Here is a 19,521-nt window from a genome sequence, read left to right on the forward strand (position 1 = left end):
TGGCCCATCAGAACTGATCCAGAAGACGCCTTAGGTAGTCGCGCTCAAGGTCAGGACGGTCGCCATCACCGGACCGACGGCGCAATTCTTCCATCAATTCTTGCGCGCGTCGATAGACGTCCTCCCCATCCTCCAGCGGCCCGTCTGACGCAACCGCGCCTGATTGGCCGTCCGGGTTTCGTCCCAAGGGATCACGTTGGCTGGACTGGCGGCCTTCGCCGGGGCTATTGCCCTGCTCACCCTGTCGCTGCGCCTGTTGGTTTTGCATTGCTTCATCAAACTGGCGCATACCCTCGCGCAGCGCCTCCATCGCATCTGCCTGACGGTCCAATGCCTCGGGCAGATCACCTTGTTCAAGAGCGTCGGCGGCGTCGCCCATGGCGCGACCGGCGTCGTCCAGTGCATCACGTGCGGCCTGACCGGCCTCGTCGCCTGCACCGGGCAGGTTGCGGCGCTGCTCTTGCAACTGCCGCTGCAATTCACGTTGCTGTTGTGTCAGATCACCGCCTTGCCCGGCGCTGTCGCCTTGTTCGGGACCGTTTCCTTGTCCGTCCTGGCCGTCTTCGCCGCCGGATCCATCATGGCTCTGGCCGCGTCCCTGGCCACCGTCGCGGCCTTCGTTGCCTTCAGCTTCACCCGCTTGCGCTGGCCCGCCTTGTTCTTGCAGGTCGCGGAACGCCTGATCTGACAGACCTTGTTGTTCGCGCAATGTCTCCTGCAGTCCCTCGCGGGCGCTGTCGCCGGGTTCGCCCGATTGACCGTTCTGCGCCATTTGCATGTTTTCCATCATCTGGCGCATTTGGTCGAGCAACTGCATCGCTTCGTCTTCGCGCCCCTCGCGCATCAGTTCTTCGATCCGGTCCATCATCGCTTCCAGATCGGCTTGGCTCATCTCGATCCCGTTTTCAGGTGGCGGTTGGTCGGATTGCGGGCCGTTTTCCTGGTTCTGAGCAAGCTGGTCCATATAGTCGCGCATCGCGTCACGCACCTCGTCCATCAGCTCGGCCAGTTCCTCTTGGCTGGCGCCGTCGCGTATGGCTTGTTCCAGCCGGTCCTGTGCCTGCTTCATCCGGGCCAATGCGTCGGCAAGGCGACCATCTTCCAGCTCGACGGCGACATCCCAAAGCAGTTGGGCAACCTCGTTGCGCAGTTCTTCGGGCAGGCCCGATGGCAGGTCGGAAAATGCGATGCCAGCTTCGAGCCGCCGGATTGCACCGCGCAGGCGCAGATAGGCGCCCTCTGCCAGGTCAAGCTCATCAGGTCGGTTCAGCACCGTGCGCAATATCTGCGCCACGCGGGGCGCGTTGTCGCGCGACCACAGCAGGTCGCGGCGTTGTTCCACCAGAGCTTTGGCGACCGGATGCAGAAAACGACGCGCAGGCAGGATCATCGAAAGCGGCGCGGAGGTGCCCGTCTGTTCAGCGCCATCTTGCGCAACCAGCAGCAGATCGACCGGCAGCCCAGCCCATGGGTGTTCAATCTGCACCTCTTCGATCGTGCCTTCAATCAGCGTGCGCGCGCCCCGATAGGGCAGTGGCAGGTCAACAACCAGCGGGTCGCGCGGTTCGGGTTCGATGGCCAGTCCGTGCCGACGATCAATGCGACCAAGGCCCAGAGTTGCCTCGGCGCGGCCAGATGTGACGGCATAATCGTCACTGGCAACGAAGGGCAGCGCGAAATCCCCGGCAAGGCGGCGCGTCAACTCTCCGTCAATGCGGACCGTCGGCGGGGTGTCGCCGATGGCGGTGATCTTCCAGGCGGATGCCTGAGGTCCGTCGATTGTCAGCGTGCCATTTTGTGCGATGTCAAAAGTATAGCTTTGCTGCGTGTCCGCGGCGATCGGTGCCTGCGTGATGTCTGTCGCGACAGACAATTCACCCAAATCGCCATAAAGCCGCAGCGTCAATCGGCTTCCCTGTGGAACTGCCAGCGGCCCCGGCGGTTGATCGGCAAGATAAAGGCTGGGCCGTCCGGTATAGGCGGGCGGTTCGATCCACCCTTCCCAACTGGCACTGGCCACGTCCAAAGGTCCTGTTGTGTCAGAAGGTCCGCGTGTCGCGTCCAAGCCGTCTGCCCAAGGGGTGAACAGCAGCGCCAACGCCGCCGCGGTTGCAGCGATCAGGCGCAGCGAAAACGGGTCGTTTTTGGCAACCCGCATATCCGGTGAAACGGGCTTTACACCCTTCAGGCGCAAGGCCATGCGCGCCAAATGCGCCTGCCACAGCGCGCGTGACGCCATGTCATCGCGGCCTGTGGCCTGTTCGTCCATCAGGGCAGAAATCGGGTGGCCGGACAGGCTATTGTCCAATTTGGAAATTCTGGCGGCGTGGTCCGGCCATGAAAACCTGCGCGCGCCCCAAACCAGCGCGGCGAGGGCTGCAACCCCGCCCCCCCACATGACCGCTTTCATGGCGGGTGACGGTCCGAAGCTCCAAAAGCTCCAGATAGCAAAGGCAGCAAGCAGGATGGTTGCGAGCGGCCAGAAGGCTTGCCAGAAGCGTTCCAAAACCATCCCCGCCCCTGTCGCGCGCAAGGGCCATCTGAGATGCGACTGCACCTCGTCAGGAAGGGTGGGGCGGGTCATCGGACCCGCACGTGGTTCACAGCCATGCAGGGATGGTATCGCGTCCCAGCATCTGTTCATAGGTGGGACGGGCACGGATGACTTCAAATTGATCACCCATCACCAAAACCTCGGGGATCAGGGGGCGGGAATTGTATTCCGAGGCCATAACGGCCCCATAGGCGCCCGCCGACCGGAAGGCGATCAGGTCATCGGGTTGAAGACTGTCCAGATCGCGACCCTTGGCAAAAGTGTCGCCGGTTTCGCAGATTGGACCGACGATATCATAGCGGGCTTTTTCGTCACCGGGTGTCGCCTCGATCACCGGGATAATATCATGGTGGGCCTCATACATGGACGGGCGCACAAGGTCGTTCATGGCGGCGTCAACGATCAGAAAATCCTGCCCTTCGCCTTCCTTGACATAGATGACCGAGGTCACCATCAGGCCCGCATTCCCCGAGATCAGTCGCCCCGGTTCGATCTCGATCTCGCAGTTCAGATGCCCTACGGTTTCGCGCACCACCTGTCCGTATTCGATGGGCAGCGGCGGCGCGGTGTTGGACCGTTCATAGGGAATGCCAAGCCCGCCGCCCAGATCAAGTCGGGTGATGTCGTGGCCGTCTGAGCGCAGGGCTTCAGTCAGTTGCGCAACCTTCTGGTAAGCTTGGCGGAACGGCTCCAGCTCGGTCAGCTGGCTTCCGATATGCACGTCGATGCCGACCGCTTTCAGGCCGGGCAGGGTGGCGATCTCGGCATAGACCTCGCGGGCGCGGGCGATCGGGATGCCGAACTTGTTTTCCGACTTCCCGGTCGAGATTTTAGCATGGGTTTTTGCGTCCACGTCCGGGTTAATCCGCACGGTCACGGGGGCAACAACACCCATCTCTGACGCGACTTCGGACAGAACCCGCATTTCGGGTTCGCTTTCCAAGTTGAACTGCCGGATGCCGTGGGTCAGTGCCAGCCGCATTTCGTCACGGGTTTTGCCAACACCGGAAAAGACAATCCGGTCGCCCGGCACACCTGCGGCCAATGCGCGGCGGTATTCCCCGCCGGAAACCACATCCATGCCAGCCCCCATGTCACCCAACAGCTTCAGAACAGCGAGGTTCGAGTTCGATTTGACGGCAAAGCAGACCAGATGATCGGCCCAGTCGAGCGCCTCGGTGAACAGTCCGATATGACGCTTCAGGGTGGCGGTCGAATAGACATAGAAGGGCGTGCCGACCTTGGCGGCAATATCCTGGATCGAAACGTCTTCGGCGTGCAAGACGCCGTCACGGTAAAGGAAATGGTCCACGGGGCGTGCCCTTTCTGTCTGCGCTTGGGCATTGCCCTAAAGGATGCGCCGCGATCTGGCAATTGCGAAGCGATTGCTTCGGCCTGTCAGATGGGGCGCGTGCGCAGAAACAGATAGAGCGGTAGGCCGCAACTGACCCCCACGAGGAAGGTGGCCGGGATCGCCCAAAGGGCCGACCAGTTTCGGCGCACCGAGGTTTCAGCGATGATCCAGACGGTCAGGGTGACGCCTGCCAGCAAGAGGTCCAACGTGGCGCCCCGCGTTGCAAGGTTCGCGCGCCAGGCCTGAAACAGGTCGCCAAGCGATAGCCCGTTTTGCGCAAACCAAGCGGCGAAATAGGCACCCGGCACGACCGCTCCGATCACCGCCAGCGCAAGATAGGTTTTGCGCAGGCGCGACAGAGGCTGGCGGGTTGTCATTGCGCAGCGCCTTGGTTGGCGGTGTCTTCAGCGCTGCCGGGGCGCACGGGCTCTCCGTCTGCACCGCACGCGGCCAGACCAAAAAGGGCGAGGAACAGGGCTGCGCGGATCATGCCAGCACCTCTTTCCAGCGCGCGATCTGCGCGCGCACCTCGGATGGGGCCGTGCCGCCATAGGATGTGCGGCTGGCGACCGAATTATGCACGCCAAGAACGCCGAAAACCTCGTCGGTGATGGCCGCGTGAACCGATTGCATATCGGCCAGCGACAGATCGGGTAGGTCGCAACCGCGATCCTCGGCCATCGCGACCAGTGATCCGGTCACGTGGTGGGCATCGCGGAACGGCATGTTCAGCGCGCGCACCAACCAGTCGGCAAGGTCGGTGGCGGTCGAGAAGCCGGAAGAAGCCGCAGCCTCAAGCGCGTCCGTATTGGCCGCCATGTCCGACACCATGCCGGTCATTGCAGCCAGCGCCAGCATCAGGTTGTCTGCGGCATCAAAGACCTGTTCCTTGTCTTCCTGCATGTCCTTGGAATAGGCGAGCGGCAGCCCCTTCATCACGGTCATCAGGCCCACGGTGGCCCCCATGATCCGCCCGATTTTGGCGCGGATCAGTTCAGCCGCGTCCGGGTTGCGTTTCTGCGGCATGATGGACGACCCGGTCGACCATTTGTCCGACATACGCACAAACCGGAACTGGGCCGAGGACCAGATCACCAGTTCTTCGGCGAAACGCGACAGGTGCATGGCGCAGATCGTGGCCGAGGACAGAAATTCCAGCGCGAAGTCGCGATCCGCCACAGCGTCGAGCGAGTTGGCGGTGGGGCGGTCAAAACCCAGAGCATTCGCGGTCATGTGCCGGTCGATGGGGAAAGACGTGCCGGCGAGGGCGGCCGACCCAAGCGGGCATTCGTTCATCCGGGCACGCGCGTCGCGAAAGCGCGACATGTCGCGGGCGAACATCTCGACATAGGCCATCATGTGGTGGCCCCACGTCACAGGCTGCGCGGTTTGTAGATGGGTGAAGCCGGGCATGACCCAATCGGCCCCCGCCTCGGCCTGACTTAATAGCGCGCGGATCAGTGCCTCCAGCCCGTCAATCGCCGCGTCCATCTGGTCGCGGACCCATAGGCGGAAATCAGTGGCGACCTGATCGTTGCGCGACCGGGCGGTGTGCAAACGTCCTGCGGGTTCGCCGACGATTTCTTTAAGGCGGGATTCGACATTCATGTGGATGTCTTCCAGCGCGGCAGAGAAGGCGAAAGTGCCGCCTTCAATCTCACTCAGGACTTGCGTCAGACCTTCGTGGATCGCTTCAGCGTCCTGCTCTGTGATGACGCCGGTCGCGGCCAGCATTGAGGCGTGCGCGCGCGATCCGTCGATATCTTGGCGCGCCATGCGCTGGTCATAGCTGATCGAGGCGTTGATCGCCTCCATGATTGCATCGGGGCCAGCGGAAAAGCGGCCCCCCCACATGGCGTTGGCGGTTTTGCTGTCGTCACTCATGGTCATCCTTTCGGAAGGTCGGATCTGCGTTGCCTTGCTATACGCGCCGCGGGCCACGGGTGCAATTGGGCAACCGTCTCAAGGTGTCTGGGGCGTCGTGTCTGCACGTGTCGCCGTGCGCTTGAGGCAGCGGAAACGGCGCTGGATTGCCGATGCCCGGTTTCGGGCTTTGTGGCCGCTCGTCCCGGGTATATTGTGTGACCTTGCTGCTTGGGTGGACAAACTGCGGAGGAAAGAATGGCCGGCAGGTCTTGGGAGATGTCGCGAAGAACGGCCGCAGGGGTGATTTTGGCCGCAGGAATGATGCCGCGCACCGCGCTGGCCAATGCGGGGTTTGACGCTTGGCGATCGCAGTTCAAGGCCCGCGCCCGCGCCGAAGGCATTCCGACGGCGGTGACACGTGCGCTGGATGGTGCGCGGTTTTTACCCGACGTGGTGCGGTCCGACCGCAAGCCTGCCGAAACCGCGCGATCCCTTGGGGACTATATTGCGTCGGCCGCATCGCCGCAGCGGATCAAGGCCGGTCAGGTGGCGATGTCCCGCTATCCCACGCTGCTTGGCCGGATCGAACAGCGCTATGACGTTCCGCGCGAAGTTATCGTGGCAATCTGGGGGATGGAAAGCAGCTATGGGGCCGTGCGCGGTTCTGCCTCGGTGCTGTCGACCCTTGCCTCGCTCGCCTTTGAAGGCCGCCGCCGCGAACTGTTTGAAAACGAGCTTCTGGCCGCACTGCAGATCCTTGCCTCCGGGGACGTGACGCAAACGCGAATGCGCGGGTCCTATGCGGGGGCGATGGGGCACACGCAGTTCATGCCCAGCTCGTTTCTGGAACATGCAGTGGACTTCAACCGCGATGGCCTGCGCGATATCTGGGCGGATGATCCGACAGATGCGCTGGCCTCGACCGCCGCGTATCTGCGCGCGAAAGGGTGGCGCAAAAGCCAGCCCTGGGGCTATGAAACACGCTTGCCAAATGGCTTTGACCTTTCGCAAACCGGCCGGGTGTTCCCGCGACGCTTGCGCGATTGGTCCGCCCTGGGCGTAACCCGGGCTGACGGAGGAAAGCTGAGCGGTTCATCCCGCGGCGCACTGATCCTGCCTGCGGGTCCGACGGGTCCGGTTTTCATGATCTTTGACAATTTCCATGTCCTCAAGACCTACAACTACGCCGACAGCTATGTCATCGGGGTGGGGCACCTATCCGACCGGTTGGCAGGTCGGGGCACCATTGTCGCAGATTTTCCCACCAACCCATGGGGGATGTCGAATGCTGAACGCCAAGAGCTCCAGAAACGACTGAATGCGCTGGGGTTTCAAGCAGGTCGCCCGGACGGGGTAATCGGCGAAAAAGGGCGTGCTGCGATCAGATCTTATGAAACCGCGCGCGGGCTGCCGGTCACGGGCGTTCCCAGCCCGGACTTGCTGGCGGTACTTCAGTAGCGACCTGACCAAACCGGTGGCAAGTGACAAGGTGATTGTTGAACACGCCGCAGGCTTCTAACCAAGCATAGACGATCGTTGGCCCACAGAATTTAAACCCAACCCCCTTCAGGTCTTTCGAGATCGTCTGGCTAAGCGCGCTTGAGGTTGGCACTTCGGCCTGCGTCGCATAACCGCCGACCAGCGGCTCACCATCGACATAGCTCCAGATCATATCCGAGAACGCCTGAGACCCGCCGAGGTCAAGAAAAGCCTGTGCGTTTCCGATTGTGGCCTCGATCTTGCCGCGGTGGCGGATGATGCCCGCGTTTCCCAAAAGCTGGTCAACCTCCGGGGCGCCCCAGCGCGCGATCGTCGCGGGGTCGAACCCGCCAAACGCCGCCCGGAAGTTGTCCCGCTTCTTAAGGATCGTGATCCAGCTTAGGCCAGCCTGAAACCCATCCAGGATCAGCTTTTCCCACAGGGCCCGCCCGTCATATTCAGGCACGCCCCATTCCGTGTCGTGATAGGCTCGATAAAGCGGATCATCACCACACCACGTGCATCTTTGCGGATTGGGTTGGGTGGACTGGCACATCGAAGAAAGAACCTTGAATTTAGTGAAAATTAAAAGTTTTACAGGTTGTTAGCATATTTGCGCAACGTTGCTTCTAGTTGGGACGGAGAATGGCGATGAACCACGGCCAGGGCAACTCGGATATGCAGAATACTGATTTCGGACCACAAGGCAGCCCCTTGTCGGTGGCAATTGCACAGCGCGACAGGGATGCTTTGAACCTTGTGCGCGAGGCGTTGCAGAAAAAGCGCGTGCGGTTGGCTTTTCAGCCTATCGTGCAGGCCAACTGTCCAGACCGGATGGCGTTCTACGAAGGCCTGTTGCGGGTGATGGACCCAACCGGGCGCGTGATTCCCGCCAAGGATTTCATCGACTCGGTTGAAGATACGGAAATGGGGCGCATGCTGGATGCGCTGGCCCTTGAAAAAGGGTTGGAGGCCTTGTCCTGTGAGCCCTCGTTGCGCTTGTCGATCAATATGTCAGCTCGTTCGATCGGTTATCCAGGTTGGAAAAAGGTATTGGACAGGGGATTGCAAGACGACCCAACCGTTGCTGAACGACTGATTTTGGAAATCACCGAACGCACCGCGATCTCCTTGCCAGATCTTGTGCAGGTTTTCATGGCGGATATGCAGCGCAAGGGTATCAGCTTTGCACTGGACGATTTCGGCGCAGGTTACACGTCTTTCAAGTATCTCAAGGACTTCTACTTCGACATCCTGAAGATCGATGGTGATTTCATTCGAGGTATCCACGACAACGCCGACAACCAGATCCTTGCCGAGGCGATGATCTCGGTTGCCCGCCATTTTGACATGTTTACGGTCGCCGAAAGTGTCGAATCCTACGAAGACGCAGCATACCTGACTTCAATTGGGGTCGATTGCATGCAGGGCTACTATTTCGGCGCACCGACGCTCAGCCCATATTGGCAGAAGGTCGCCTGAAATATGTGCGCCAATTGACGCTACGTGACCGTCTGACTTGATTTCCTCTGCAATGCAGCACAGGATGCGCTCACCAAGGGATTGATGCAGCGCGCCCGCGCCCGCAGCTTGTGATTTACGGTCGCCGCCGCGCCATCGCATATCCCTATGACTGGAGGAAAAGGAACCAATATGACCAACGTCGTTATCGTATCCGCAGCGCGGACTGCCGTGGGCAGCTTCTCGGGCGCTTTTGCCAACACACCTGCCCATGATCTTGGCGCTGCGGTGCTTGAAGCTGTTGTGGAACGCGCCGGAGTCGACAAGAGCGACGTCAGCGAAACTATCCTGGGCCAGGTGCTTCAGGCTGGGCAAGGCCAGAACCCTGCGCGTCAGGCACATATCAACGCAGGCCTTCCCAAGGAAGCATCGGCTTGGGGCATCAACCAAGTGTGCGGATCTGGTCTGCGCACCGTCGCGCTTGGCGCTCAGCACGTGATGCTGGGTGATGCGGCGATTGTCGCCGCTGGCGGTCAGGAGAACATGTCGCTCAGCACCCATGTCGCGCACCTGCGCGCGGGTCACAAAATGGGCGATATGAAGTTCATCGACTCGATGATCAAAGATGGTCTGTGGGACGCCTTCAATGGCTATCACATGGGGCAGACTGCAGAAAACGTGGCCGAGCAATGGCAGATCACGCGCGAAATGCAGGATGAATTCGCCGTGGCTTCGCAAAACAAGGCCGAGGCGGCGCAAAAGGCTGGCAGGTTCGCAGACGAGATCGTTCCTTTTGTCGTGAAAACGCGCAAAGGTGACATCGTCGTCGATCAGGATGAATACATCCGCCACGGCGCGACGATGGAAGCCATGCAAAAGCTGCGCCCTGCCTTTACCAAGGATGGGTCGGTCACGGCGGCAAACGCTTCTGGGATCAACGATGGGGCGGCTGCCGTCCTATTGATGAGCGCGGAAGAGGCTGAAAGACGCGGCCTTGAGCCCCTTGCCCGGATCGCCTCATACGCGACCGCTGGCCTTGACCCATCGATCATGGGTGTCGGCCCGATCCACGCCTCGACCAAGGCCTTGGCCAAGGCGGGGTGGAAGGCGCAGGATCTTGACCTTGTTGAAGCCAACGAAGCGTTTGCAGCGCAGGCCTGCGCGGTGAACAAAGAAATGGATTGGAACACCGACATCGTGAACGTGAACGGTGGGGCGATCGCCATCGGGCACCCGATCGGCGCATCGGGTTGCCGTATTCTGAACACGTTGCTGTTTGAAATGAAGCGCCGTGATTCCAAGAAGGGCCTCGCGACGCTTTGCATCGGCGGTGGCATGGGTGTCGCGATGTGTCTTGAACGCCCCTAAGACCCGGCGCGGCTGACAAATGAAAAGGCGCCTTCGGGCGCCTTTTTTGGCGCAGGTCTTCTGCGGGTGCGAAATAAACCCAGTGCCGAACGGTGTATATTGCGCAATATTATTGCGCATGATGCCTGAAAAAGATAACAGAGTTTCTAGACCCAGAATCGAACGGAGGAAAATATGGCTCGAGTTGCATTGGTTACCGGTGGTTCGCGCGGCATTGGCGCGGCAATTTCAAAAGCTCTGCAGGCGGACGGTTATACTGTCGCGGCCACCTATGCAGGCAATGACGAAAAAGCAGCAGCTTTCACGAAAGAAACCGGCATCAAAACCTACAAGTGGAATGTCGCCAACTACGAGGACTCCAAAGCGGGTTTGGCTCAGGTCGAAGCCGATCTTGGACCAATCGAAGTGGTCGTGGCGAACGCCGGCATCACCCGTGATGCGCCGTTCCACAAAATGACGCCCGAACAGTGGCAGGAAGTGATTGATACGAACCTGACAGGCGTGTTCAACACGGTCCACCCGCTGTGGCCCGGTATGCGCGAACGCAAGTTTGGCCGTATTATTGTGATCAGCTCGATCAACGGTCAGAAGGGTCAGTTTGCACAGGTCAACTATGCCGCGACCAAGGCCGGAGATCTTGGGATCGTGAAGTCACTGGCACAGGAAGGCGCGCGCGCTGGGATCACTGCAAACGCGATCTGTCCGGGCTATATCGCAACTGAAATGGTCATGGCGGTGCCGGAAAAGGTCCGTGATTCGATCATCGCCGGCATTCCCGCCGGCCGCCTTGGTGAACCTGAGGAGATTGCGCGCTGCGTGACCTTCTTGGCCTCCGATGATGCCCAATTCATCAATGGCTCGACCATTTCCGCAAACGGTGCGCAGTTCTTCGTCTGACCCTGCGTGCGACATCAATCAGGGACCGGCCCGCGGGGTCGGTCCCTTTTTCGTGTCGGGGTCGCTGGCTGAACTGCACTTTCGGCTTTTTGTTTCGGCGAACTGCAAATAGTTTCGCGCAAGGGCGTTGCGGGCACCACTGGCACCGCGCAAATGTCGGGGGCAGGGTATGAACCGCAAACAGGCCACGCTTACGGGTTTTCTGGCCGTCCTGCTGTGGGCGCTTTTGGCGTTGTTCACGGTAGGGTCAGCGCCCGTTCCCCCGTTCCAATTGTCGGCACTGACTTTTCTGATCGGCGGGAGCATCGGGCTGATCTGGATCATCAAAACGGGCGAGATTCGCCGCCTGGCCAGCATCGGCTGGCGGGTCTACGTGTTCGGCACCTTGGGCCTTTTCGGCTATCACGCCCTCTATTTCTCAGCGCTGCGCATGGCGCCCGCTGCTGAAGCAGGATTGATCGCTTATCTGTGGCCATTGATGATCGTTCTGTTTTCGGGCCTGTTGCCGGGCGAGCGGTTAAGACCCCTTCATGTGGCAGGCGCAATCGTGTCGTTCATTGGCGCGGCAATCCTTGTTCTGGGTGGCGCGGCAGGCTTCGACATGCAGGCGTTGCCTGGGTATGGGCTGGCATTTTTGTGCGCCCTGACCTGGTCAGGCTATTCGGTGCTGTCGCGGCGTTTGGGCGATACACCTACCGCATCGGTAGTTGTGTTTTGCTTTGCAACCGCCACGCTGGCTGCGGCTGCCCATATTCTTTGGGAAGACACCTCTTGGCCGCAGGGTGCGCTGGGCTGGGCATCGGTGCTTGGACTGGGCCTTGGTCCCGTGGGGCTGGCTTTCTATGTCTGGGACATCGGCGTGAAGCGTGGCGACATTCAGTTTTTGGGTGCCGCAAGCTATAGCGCGCCCCTATTGTCCACGCTCGTGCTGATACTTGCTGGCGTAGCAGACCCACACCCCTCTCTGCTCTTGGCCGGAGGGTTGATCACGTTCGGCGCTCTGATGGCGGCGCGGGCCAGCTCGGTTCGTGATGAACAGACCTGACCCGGTAGGTTCACTTTCAGGCGGTTGCGAGCCGCTCAATTTCTTCCTTGAGCTTGAGTTTCTGCTTCTTCAGCTCTGAAATTTCAAGATCGCTGCTCCCCGGCGCGCGCTGCGCTGCCTCGACTTTTTCAGAGAGAACCTCGTGTTTCCTCCGCAGCTCTTCAAGATGCGAACTCATGCTCATGGGCGTTCCTCCTATAGTGTGATTAGACATCTTCAGTGCACCACAAAAATGGATGCTTGTCACGGGGTGGATGCTGCTGAATGGCGAAAAGTCGCAACAATCCAGGCGACCATACGCCAGCGAATGTTTACCACAAGGGCAACGCCATTCCGTCGCGCAATATAGCGGACACCTCGGGCGTGTAGTGGTCCCGGTCCGCTTCGTGGGTGGCACCTTCATGCAAGATCAGCGGGGCTGCCAAACGGAACGCCCCGCGCCCCCCCTTGCGGGCCTGCACCAGAACAAGCGTGGCCGCCCGACCATTGCGCGGGCACAGCGGTTTGACCAAAACGGACCCAAGCCGGTCATCCATGGCGCGCATCACTTCTGGCAATCGCTCGGCGTTCTGGACCAGCGTGACATAGCCGCGCGGCTTCAACCGGCGCGTCGCCTGATCCAGCCATTGCACCAGTGGCGTATCCTCGCCCATCGCGCCTTCGCGATGCGTGTCAGGCGATGCTGTTCCACGCGCGCGCAGAAAATAGGGTGGGTTCATAATGACATGATCGAAACTGTCTTCGCGCAGCGCATGCGGCATATCCGCCAGATCGCCGTGATGTATTGCCATGTCGATGCCGTTGTCTTTTCCGTTCAGCCGGGCAAGGTCGGCATACAGCGACTGACGCTCCAGACCGACAAGCCGCAGCCCGTCGACCCGTTTGCCCAGACACAGCGACGCAGCCCCGGCACCGCAGCCAAGTTCAAGCACTGATTGACCGGGTTCGGCGGGAACTGCGGCTGCCAAAAACACCGGGTCCACACCGGCGCGGTAACCCGTTACGGGTTGTGACACGGTCAACTGCCCGCCCAAGAAAGCGTCACGGGTCAGATTGGATGTGGCGTGTGTCATGCTATCCCTCGAACTCAATCCCCAGATCGCGCAGAACGGCGCGGGCCCTGTGCAGGTCTTGTTGGCGAACCATAAGGCGTCGAGGTAAAATTCCTATTGATCCTTCCAGCGCGCTCATATGGACGTCCATCGCAAAGCAGTCTATATCCTCGCCCTCAAGAAGGGTTGTGACAAAGGGGATCAAAGTTGGGTCTGTTGTCCGAAGAAGCTCTTTCATGTTTCTGGACTTAAAGGCAGACCCGTGCCTTTGTCGAGCCGGATGACGGGACTGTTGACGGGAAGGTGATGATGCTGATCGAAGCTGCACATAAACCGCACGAACGCTTGGGTGCGCATCTTGAAACAGAGATGGCTGCGGTGAACGCGTTGATTCGCGATCGGATGGCGTCAAAGCACGCTCCTCGCATCCCGGAAGTCACCGCGCATCTGGTCGACGCAGGCGGCAAGCGTCTGCGCCCGATGCTGACGTTGGCGGCGGCAAAGATGTGCGGCTATCAAGGCCCCTACCACATTCATTTGGCGGCGACAGTTGAATTCATCCACACGGCGACGCTGCTGCATGATGACGTGGTGGACGAAAGCGGCCAGCGCCGTGGGCGGCCAACGGCGAACCTGCTGTGGGACAACAAGTCAAGCGTGCTGGTCGGCGACTACCTTTTCTCGCGCAGTTTTCAGTTGATGGTGGAAACCGGCAACCTTCGGGTGCTCGACATCCTGGCCAATGCCTCGGCCACGATCGCCGAGGGTGAAGTGCTACAATTGACCGCCGCGCAGGACTTGGCGACGGATGAGGCAATTTATCTTCAGGTGGTGCGAGGCAAGACGGCCGCGCTGTTTTCAGCCGCGACCGAGGTGGGGGGCGTTATCGCAGGGGCCAGTGAGGCCCAGGTTCAGGCGCTGTATGCCTATGGCGACGCGCTGGGCGTGTCGTTCCAGATTGTCGATGATTTGCTGGATTATTCTGGTGGCGATGCAATCGGCAAGAACCTTGGCGATGATTTCCGCGAACGGAAGCTGACCTTGCCGCTGATCAAGGCGGTTGCCAAAGCCAATACCGAAGAGCGCGCTTTCTGGTCGCGCACGATCGAGAAGGGGCGCCAGCAAGATGGTGATCTTGACCATGCCCTGACCCTTCTGAAAAAGCACGGCGCGCTTGACGCAACACGGGCTGATGCGCTGGCTTGGGCGGCCAAGGCAAAGGCGGCCCTGACAGAGCTTCCCGACGATCCAATCCGTGACATGCTGCATGATATCGCAGATTACGTGGTGGCGCGGATCAACTAAGCCGGGTCGCTTCAATCCACCAATCAGGGTGCGATTTCGCCAGAAGAAGGGCTGCGTCTTGCGCGGCCTTTTCTGTTTCAAAAAGGCCAAAACAGGTTGCGCCGGACCCGGACATGCGGGCAAGGCGCGCCTTGGGCAATGCCGCCAGGGCGCCCAATACGTTCGCGATGACAGGGGCTAGCGAGATCGCCGGGGCTTCAAGATCGTTGCGTTGTGTCGCCAGCCAATCAATGAAAGCGCGCGTTTTCATGCCTTGCGGCAGGCGCTTTGGCATGGGTGGATTGGACGGGTCGCCCAGGGCTCCGAAAACCGCAGGGGTCGGCACCTCGATACCGGGGTTGGCAAGAACCGCGAACAGCGGCGGAAGACCCGGGCAGGGCGTGACATCATCGCCAATGCCGCGCATCCGTGCTGCTTGGCGCATCAGGCACACACGCAGGTCGGCGCCCAGATCCGTGACGCCAACAGGAAGGCGGGCATCACCAATGATGTCGGACAAAGCCAGGATAGTTGCAGCCGCGTCCGAGCTGCCACCCCCGATCCCCGCGGCCGAAGGCAGGTGTTTGGACAGGATGATATGAACCGGAATGCCAAACAGATCCGCCGCCCGTGCAACAAGGTTTGACCTATCCGTGGGCACGCCTGCGGCCCGTGGCCCGGTCACCTCTAACAGGTTTTGTTTTGCGGGCATAACCGTCACCCGGTCACCTACATCGGCAAACATCACAAGGCTGTCCAGCAGATGATAGCCATCTTTGCGTCGCCCCGTGACATGCAGCGTCAGGTTCACCTTTGCCGGGGCAAAAACCTTGGCAATTGTCATTCGGGTTGGTGCAGGGGCGCGGCCCCTTCGTCTGCCAGAACCGCATCAAGCCCGACAGCCAGTTTGCGGCGCACGCGGTCTGGGTTCATCTCGGTCAGGTCGGTGTCGTCGGTGACGAAGCTCAGCGCGCGGCTCCATTGAAACCGGGCTTCGCGTTTGCGGCCGACGGCCCAATAGGTGTCGCCCAGATGGTCGTTCAGGATCGGATCGACGGGCATGAGTTCGACGGCACGTTCCATGTGCTGCACCGCTTCGTCATAGCGCCCCAGCCGGAACAGCACCCAGCCGAGGCTGTCCACGATGAACCCGCTATCGGGGCGGGCTTCGACCGCGCGTTCGATCATTGACAAAGCTTCGTCCAGATTGATGCGTTTTTCGACATAGGTATAGCCAAGGTAATTCAGCACCGCCGGTTGTTCCGGACTCAATTCCAGGGCCTTGCGAAAATCAGCCTCGGCCGCGGGCCATTCGCCGATCTTTGTCAGTGCGATGGCGCGCTGGAAATAGGTGGCCCATTGCCCTGGCAGTTCCTGCGTAAACGCACCGATTGCGATGTCATAGGCCGCCCGCGCTTCGTCGAAGCGATCTTGTTGCATCAAGGTATCACCCAAGGCGACGCGAAACCGGGGCGTTTCGGGGTAGTCATCAGCCAAGGCGCGAAGCTCCTCCGTCGCCTCCTCCAGTTTTTCCCAGCGGCGCAGCACATCGGTGCGTCCCAAAGCGGCCTGCGGGTAGGCCACGCTGTCTTTCGGGATGCGCGCATATGCCTCTAACGCGAGGTCATAGTGTTCCATACTTTCAAGAAGTTGTGCCGAAAGAAGCAGCGCGCCTTCCTGATCCGGGTTCAGGTGTTCGGACACGCGGTTATAGAGCAAAACGACGGTGGGATCGGCCCCAGAGGCAAGGCTTTCTGCAAGGGCAAACATAAGCTCGGCAATGCCGTCTTTTGGCGTTTGAATGCCAGAAAAGGCGATCACTTCGCGCGCTTCCAACCGGGTCAAAAGATCTTCGACCTCAGCGTCCCGCGTTTCTCCGGAATTGGCCTTGAGCAACTCGACCGCGTCATCGTGGCGATCCAACTGGCTCAGGATCTGTGCATAGGAAATGATCCCGCGCCGGTTCAGTTGAAGCGGCCCGTCTTCGCCGCCGAAGATTTTCGCGGCACCTTCGAAATCGCCAACATGGGCCAGCGCCAGCGCCTTTTGAAACAGCGCGAAGGACCGGCTGCCTTCGTCCGAGGCCAGTTCATCGAAGATCGTCAGCGCCTGCGACATACGCCCCTCGCCAAGGCTGGCCCAAGCAGAAATCATCGCGTCGATCATTGGCGCGATCGACGCCTTGCCATTCAAAAGTTCAGTCGCCTCGTTCCAGTTCTCAGCCTGGATCGCATCGGCCAGAAGGACCAGACCGGCCAACTGGTTGTCAGGGCTCAGACCCGCCAATCGCCGCGCGAAGGGGATGGCCTTGTCGATCTCGCCCAATGCCGTGTGCGCAACAACAAGCCCCTCTATGATATCAAGACGCTCTGCATCTTCTGCCAAGGCGCGCGTGCCGTATTCCACAACGCGCGGATAGTCGCCCGCCAGATCTGCGTGACGCGCCGCCAGATAAGACCCGGCAGTGTTATCTGCTTGCGACGCCGTGGCGGTCAGCGCGAAGACGCTGGCGGTCGCAACAAGGGTGGCGCCAATCTGACGGGCAAAGAACAATCTTAGGGGCGTCACGGGCAACTCTCTTCTTCAATTGTCCCCGCAAGTGTCGGGGGTTGGTCGGAACCTAATCGGCGCGGACCCTGAAAACAATGAGGGGCAGCGCTTCGCCACCCCTCACAATCGCGTTTTTCGCTGATTTAGCCTTACATATTCGGGTAATTCGGCCCGTCGCCCCCCTGTGGGACAGTCCAAGTGATGTTCTGGCTGGGATCTTTGATGTCACATGTTTTGCAGTGAACGCAGTTTTGGAAGTTGATGACAAAGCGCGGATCTTTGCCGGCTTCCTCGACCACTTCATAGACACCAGCCGGGCAATACCGCTGCGCGGGTTCGTCGAACTCCGGCAAGTTGACGGAGATCGGCAGATCAGGGTCAGCAAGCTTCAGGTGGCAGGGCTGGCTTTCTTCGTGGTTGGTGGCGGCAAAGCTGACATTGGTCAAACGGTCAAAGCTAAGCGTGCCATCGGGTTTGGGGTAGTCGATGACAGGGAAGTCAGCGGCTTTGCCCGTAGCCTGCGCATCGTTCTTGCCGTGCTTTACTGTCCCGAACGGTGAGAAGCCGAAAAGGGATTGCACCCACATGTCAAAGCCGCCCAGCGTCAAAGAGGCCGCCAGACCGAGTTTCGACCACAAGGGCTTTACGTTACGGACCTTTTTCAGGTCTTTGGCAATATCGCCGGTGCGCAGTTCTGCTTCATATTCGATAAGATCGTCGCCCGCGCGACCTGCCTTGATGGCTTTCACGGCAGCCTCGGCGGCGGCCATGCCAGACAGCATCGCGTTATGGTTGCCCTTGATGCGCGGCACGTTGACCAGCCCGACCGAACACCCCAGCAGCGCGCCGCCGGGGAACGAGGCCTTCGGCATCGATTGATACCCACCTTCGGAAATGGCACGCGCGCCGTAGGCCACGCGCTTGCCGCCTTCAAGTAGCTTGGCGATTTCCGGGTGGTGCTTGAACCGTTGGAATTCCATGTAGGGATAGACATGCGGGTTGCGGTAATTCAGGTGCACCACAAAGCCGACATAGACCTGGTTGTTTTCAAGGTGATAGATAAACGACCCGCCGCCCGCGTTTTTGCCAAGCGGCCAGCCCATCGTGTGGGTGACGGTGCCTTCGCGGTGCTTTGCGGGGTCGATTTCCCAGATTTCCTTCATGCCAAGGCCGAATTTCGGCGCGTCTCGACCCGCTTGCAGGTCATATTTGGCGATGATTTCCTTGGCCAGCGATCCGCGCACACCTTCCGAGATAAAGACGTATTTGCCGTGCAGCTCCATCCCCGGTTCCGTGTTAGTGCCGTAAGATCCATCTGGCTCCAGCCCGAAGACGCCAGCGACGACGCCCTTCACTTCACCATTGTCGCCGAAAACCAGATCGGAACACGCCATGCCGGGGAAGATTTCGACCCCCATCTCTTCGGCCTGTTCCGCCATCCAGCGGCACACATTTGCCATCGAAACGATGTAGTTGCCGTGGTTGCTCATCAAAGGCGGCATGGGCCAGTTGGGCACACGCAAATGACCGGCGGGGCCAAGCACAAGGAAGTTGTCTTTCTTGACGGGCACGTTCAACGGCGCGCCCCTTTCTTTCCAGTCCGGCAGCAGCTTGTTCAGCCCGCAAGGGTCCAGCACCGCGCCCGACAAGATATGCGCGCCCACTTCCGAGCCTTTTTCCAACACGACCACATTCAGGTCTGCATCCAGCTGCTTCAGGCGGATCGCTGCCGACAGGCCAGCGGGCCCCGCGCCCACGATGACCACATCGTATTCCATGCTTTCGCGTTCAATGGTGCTCATTTTCTTTTCCCCGGATGGTCCGTTTCGCAAGATCGTTAGCTTGGCACATCGTGCGGGTCAATTGCGACACGGCGTTACAATAAGACGTTACAGGCGATTTTGGGCGATTCCGCTTGTGTTTGCGCTGACATTTGGTCAAGCGGTTCGGATGACGCCTACCGAAGGTCGCCTCAAACAAGATCGTTGCAAATTCCGCGCGTTTGCTAGATTTTCGGCTCAGCCGGGTGCATTGCGCGCGAGTGGCGACCAGATAAGACGATAGCAACCCTGCCAATGCCTGCCGTGCAATGGCCACTTGAACGACGAAAAAGATTTCATGGACAAGATACCGCTGACCCGCGCGGGCCACACCGCGCTGAATGACGAATTGAAATTCCTCAAATCCGAGGAACGCCCAGCCATCATCAAGGCAATTGCCGAAGCGCGCGAGCACGGCGATCTGTCCGAGAATGCTGAATACCACTCTGCCCGCGAAAAGCAGAGCTTCATCGAAGGCCGGATCAAAGAGCTTGAAGGCACTTTGTCACTGGCCGAAGTCATCGACCCCACGACCCTGTCTGGCACCGTGAAGTTTTCGGCGACCGTCTCCATCGTTGATGAAGACACGGACGAAGAAAAGACCTATCAGATCGTCGGGGAACCCGAGGCGGATATCGAAAGCGGCAAGCTTAATATCAAGTCGCCTTTGGCGCGCGCCCTGATCGGCAAGGAAGAAGGCGACAGTGTTGAAGTGCGCACCCCAGGTGGCGAGAAGGCTTATGAGATCCTGAAGATCGAATGGATTTGATCGAATGGCTCAGATGAGACAG

18 protein-coding genes are annotated in these 19,521 nt (G+C 60.0%); 7 read left to right on the forward strand and 11 right to left on the reverse strand.

Translation table 11 applies throughout. The features are described from left to right. Positions 1–7: 7 nt before the first annotated feature. The 4 genes from ACXYMP_RS04100 to argH form a co-directional block, all read right to left on the reverse strand. The gene (locus ACXYMP_RS04100) at positions 8–2,584 is read right to left on the reverse strand and encodes a TIGR02302 family protein (protein ID WP_458904506.1); all 2,577 of its coding nucleotides are present in this window, start codon (positions 2,582–2,584) and stop codon (positions 8–10) included. Positions 2,585–2,600: 16 nt separating this feature from the next. Further along, positions 2,601–3,866, reverse strand: a complete 1,266-nt coding sequence (lysA, locus tag ACXYMP_RS04105) for a diaminopimelate decarboxylase (protein WP_298568433.1) — start codon at positions 3,864–3,866, stop codon at positions 2,601–2,603. Between the two features lie 86 nt (positions 3,867–3,952). Further along, complete coding sequence (locus ACXYMP_RS04110; protein WP_298568430.1) at positions 3,953–4,285, reverse strand: DUF2834 domain-containing protein; 333 nt, start codon at positions 4,283–4,285, stop codon at positions 3,953–3,955. A gap of 109 nt (positions 4,286–4,394) precedes the next feature. Next, positions 4,395–5,792: an argininosuccinate lyase gene (gene argH, locus ACXYMP_RS04115; RefSeq protein WP_458904509.1), complete on the reverse strand. Its 1,398-nt coding sequence runs from the start codon at positions 5,790–5,792 to the stop codon at positions 4,395–4,397. 258 nt (positions 5,793–6,050) lie between these two features. Between argH and ACXYMP_RS04120 the strand changes: the two genes are divergently transcribed. After that, positions 6,051–7,232, forward strand: coding sequence for a lytic murein transglycosylase (locus ACXYMP_RS04120; RefSeq protein WP_458904511.1), 1,182 nt, complete (start codon positions 6,051–6,053; stop codon positions 7,230–7,232). Here ACXYMP_RS04120 and ACXYMP_RS04125 read toward each other — a convergent pair. Further along, positions 7,189–7,809 carry a DNA-3-methyladenine glycosylase I gene (locus ACXYMP_RS04125; protein ID WP_298568422.1) on the reverse strand — a complete coding sequence of 207 codons (621 nt, stop codon included), beginning with the start codon at positions 7,807–7,809 and terminating at the stop codon, positions 7,189–7,191. The genes ACXYMP_RS04120 and ACXYMP_RS04125 overlap by 44 nt on opposite strands. Before the next feature lie 95 nt (positions 7,810–7,904). Between ACXYMP_RS04125 and ACXYMP_RS04130 the strand changes: the two genes are divergently transcribed. From ACXYMP_RS04130 to yddG, 4 genes are all read left to right on the forward strand, one after another. Next, positions 7,905–8,735: an EAL domain-containing protein gene (locus ACXYMP_RS04130; protein WP_298568419.1), complete on the forward strand. Its 831-nt coding sequence runs from the start codon at positions 7,905–7,907 to the stop codon at positions 8,733–8,735. Positions 8,736–8,906: 171 nt separating this feature from the next. Continuing rightward, positions 8,907–10,082 (forward strand): acetyl-CoA C-acetyltransferase, encoded by a 1,176-nt coding sequence (locus tag ACXYMP_RS04135; RefSeq protein ID WP_298568416.1) that lies wholly within the window; start codon positions 8,907–8,909, stop codon positions 10,080–10,082. 174 nt (positions 10,083–10,256) lie between these two features. Further along, complete coding sequence (phbB, locus tag ACXYMP_RS04140; RefSeq protein WP_298568413.1) at positions 10,257–10,979, forward strand: acetoacetyl-CoA reductase; 723 nt, start codon at positions 10,257–10,259, stop codon at positions 10,977–10,979. Between the two features lie 169 nt (positions 10,980–11,148). Then, complete coding sequence (gene yddG, locus ACXYMP_RS04145) at positions 11,149–12,024, forward strand: aromatic amino acid exporter YddG (protein WP_458904516.1); 876 nt, start codon at positions 11,149–11,151, stop codon at positions 12,022–12,024. A 16-nt stretch (positions 12,025–12,040) separates the two neighbouring features. Here yddG and ACXYMP_RS04150 read toward each other — a convergent pair whose 3' ends face one another. The 3 genes from ACXYMP_RS04150 to ACXYMP_RS04160 all read right to left on the reverse strand — a co-directional run bounded on the left by ACXYMP_RS04150 (position 12,041) and on the right by ACXYMP_RS04160 (position 13,314). Then, complete coding sequence (locus ACXYMP_RS04150; protein ID WP_298568407.1) at positions 12,041–12,208, reverse strand: DUF465 domain-containing protein; 168 nt, start codon at positions 12,206–12,208, stop codon at positions 12,041–12,043. Positions 12,209–12,335: 127 nt separating this feature from the next. Continuing rightward, positions 12,336–13,097 carry a tRNA1(Val) (adenine(37)-N6)-methyltransferase gene (locus tag ACXYMP_RS04155; RefSeq protein WP_298568404.1) on the reverse strand — a complete coding sequence of 254 codons (762 nt, stop codon included), beginning with the start codon at positions 13,095–13,097 and terminating at the stop codon, positions 12,336–12,338. A gap of 1 nt (position 13,098) precedes the next feature. Beyond that, positions 13,099–13,314, reverse strand: coding sequence for a putative signal transducing protein (locus ACXYMP_RS04160; protein WP_298568401.1), 216 nt, complete (start codon positions 13,312–13,314; stop codon positions 13,099–13,101). Positions 13,315–13,382: 68 nt separating this feature from the next. Here ACXYMP_RS04160 and ACXYMP_RS04165 point away from each other — a divergent pair, with 68 nt between their 5' ends. Then, the gene (locus ACXYMP_RS04165) at positions 13,383–14,381 is read left to right on the forward strand and encodes a polyprenyl synthetase family protein (protein ID WP_298568398.1); all 999 of its coding nucleotides are present in this window, start codon (positions 13,383–13,385) and stop codon (positions 14,379–14,381) included. On the opposite strand, the gene ACXYMP_RS04170 is transcribed toward ACXYMP_RS04165, so the two are convergent. From ACXYMP_RS04170 to ACXYMP_RS04180, 3 genes are all read right to left on the reverse strand, one after another. Further along, on the reverse strand, positions 14,374–15,204 hold the full coding sequence (locus ACXYMP_RS04170) for a 4-(cytidine 5'-diphospho)-2-C-methyl-D-erythritol kinase (RefSeq protein WP_458904519.1): 831 nt from the start codon (positions 15,202–15,204) through the stop codon (positions 14,374–14,376). The genes ACXYMP_RS04165 and ACXYMP_RS04170 overlap by 8 nt on opposite strands. After that, on the reverse strand, positions 15,201–16,928 hold the full coding sequence (locus ACXYMP_RS04175) for a tetratricopeptide repeat protein (RefSeq protein WP_458904521.1): 1,728 nt from the start codon (positions 16,926–16,928) through the stop codon (positions 15,201–15,203). Before ACXYMP_RS04175 ends, ACXYMP_RS04170 begins: the two co-directional genes overlap by 4 nt. A gap of 131 nt (positions 16,929–17,059) precedes the next feature. Further along, positions 17,060–18,712, reverse strand: a complete 1,653-nt coding sequence (locus ACXYMP_RS04180) for an electron transfer flavoprotein-ubiquinone oxidoreductase (RefSeq protein ID WP_458904523.1) — start codon at positions 18,710–18,712, stop codon at positions 17,060–17,062. Between the two features lie 316 nt (positions 18,713–19,028). Between ACXYMP_RS04180 and greA the strand changes: the two genes are divergently transcribed. Beyond that, positions 19,029–19,499 carry a transcription elongation factor GreA gene (greA, locus tag ACXYMP_RS04185; RefSeq protein WP_298568386.1) on the forward strand — a complete coding sequence of 157 codons (471 nt, stop codon included), beginning with the start codon at positions 19,029–19,031 and terminating at the stop codon, positions 19,497–19,499. Positions 19,500–19,521 lie beyond the last annotated feature (22 nt).

The sequence above is a fragment of the Aliiroseovarius sp. CAU 1755 genome, from assembly GCF_054482655.1.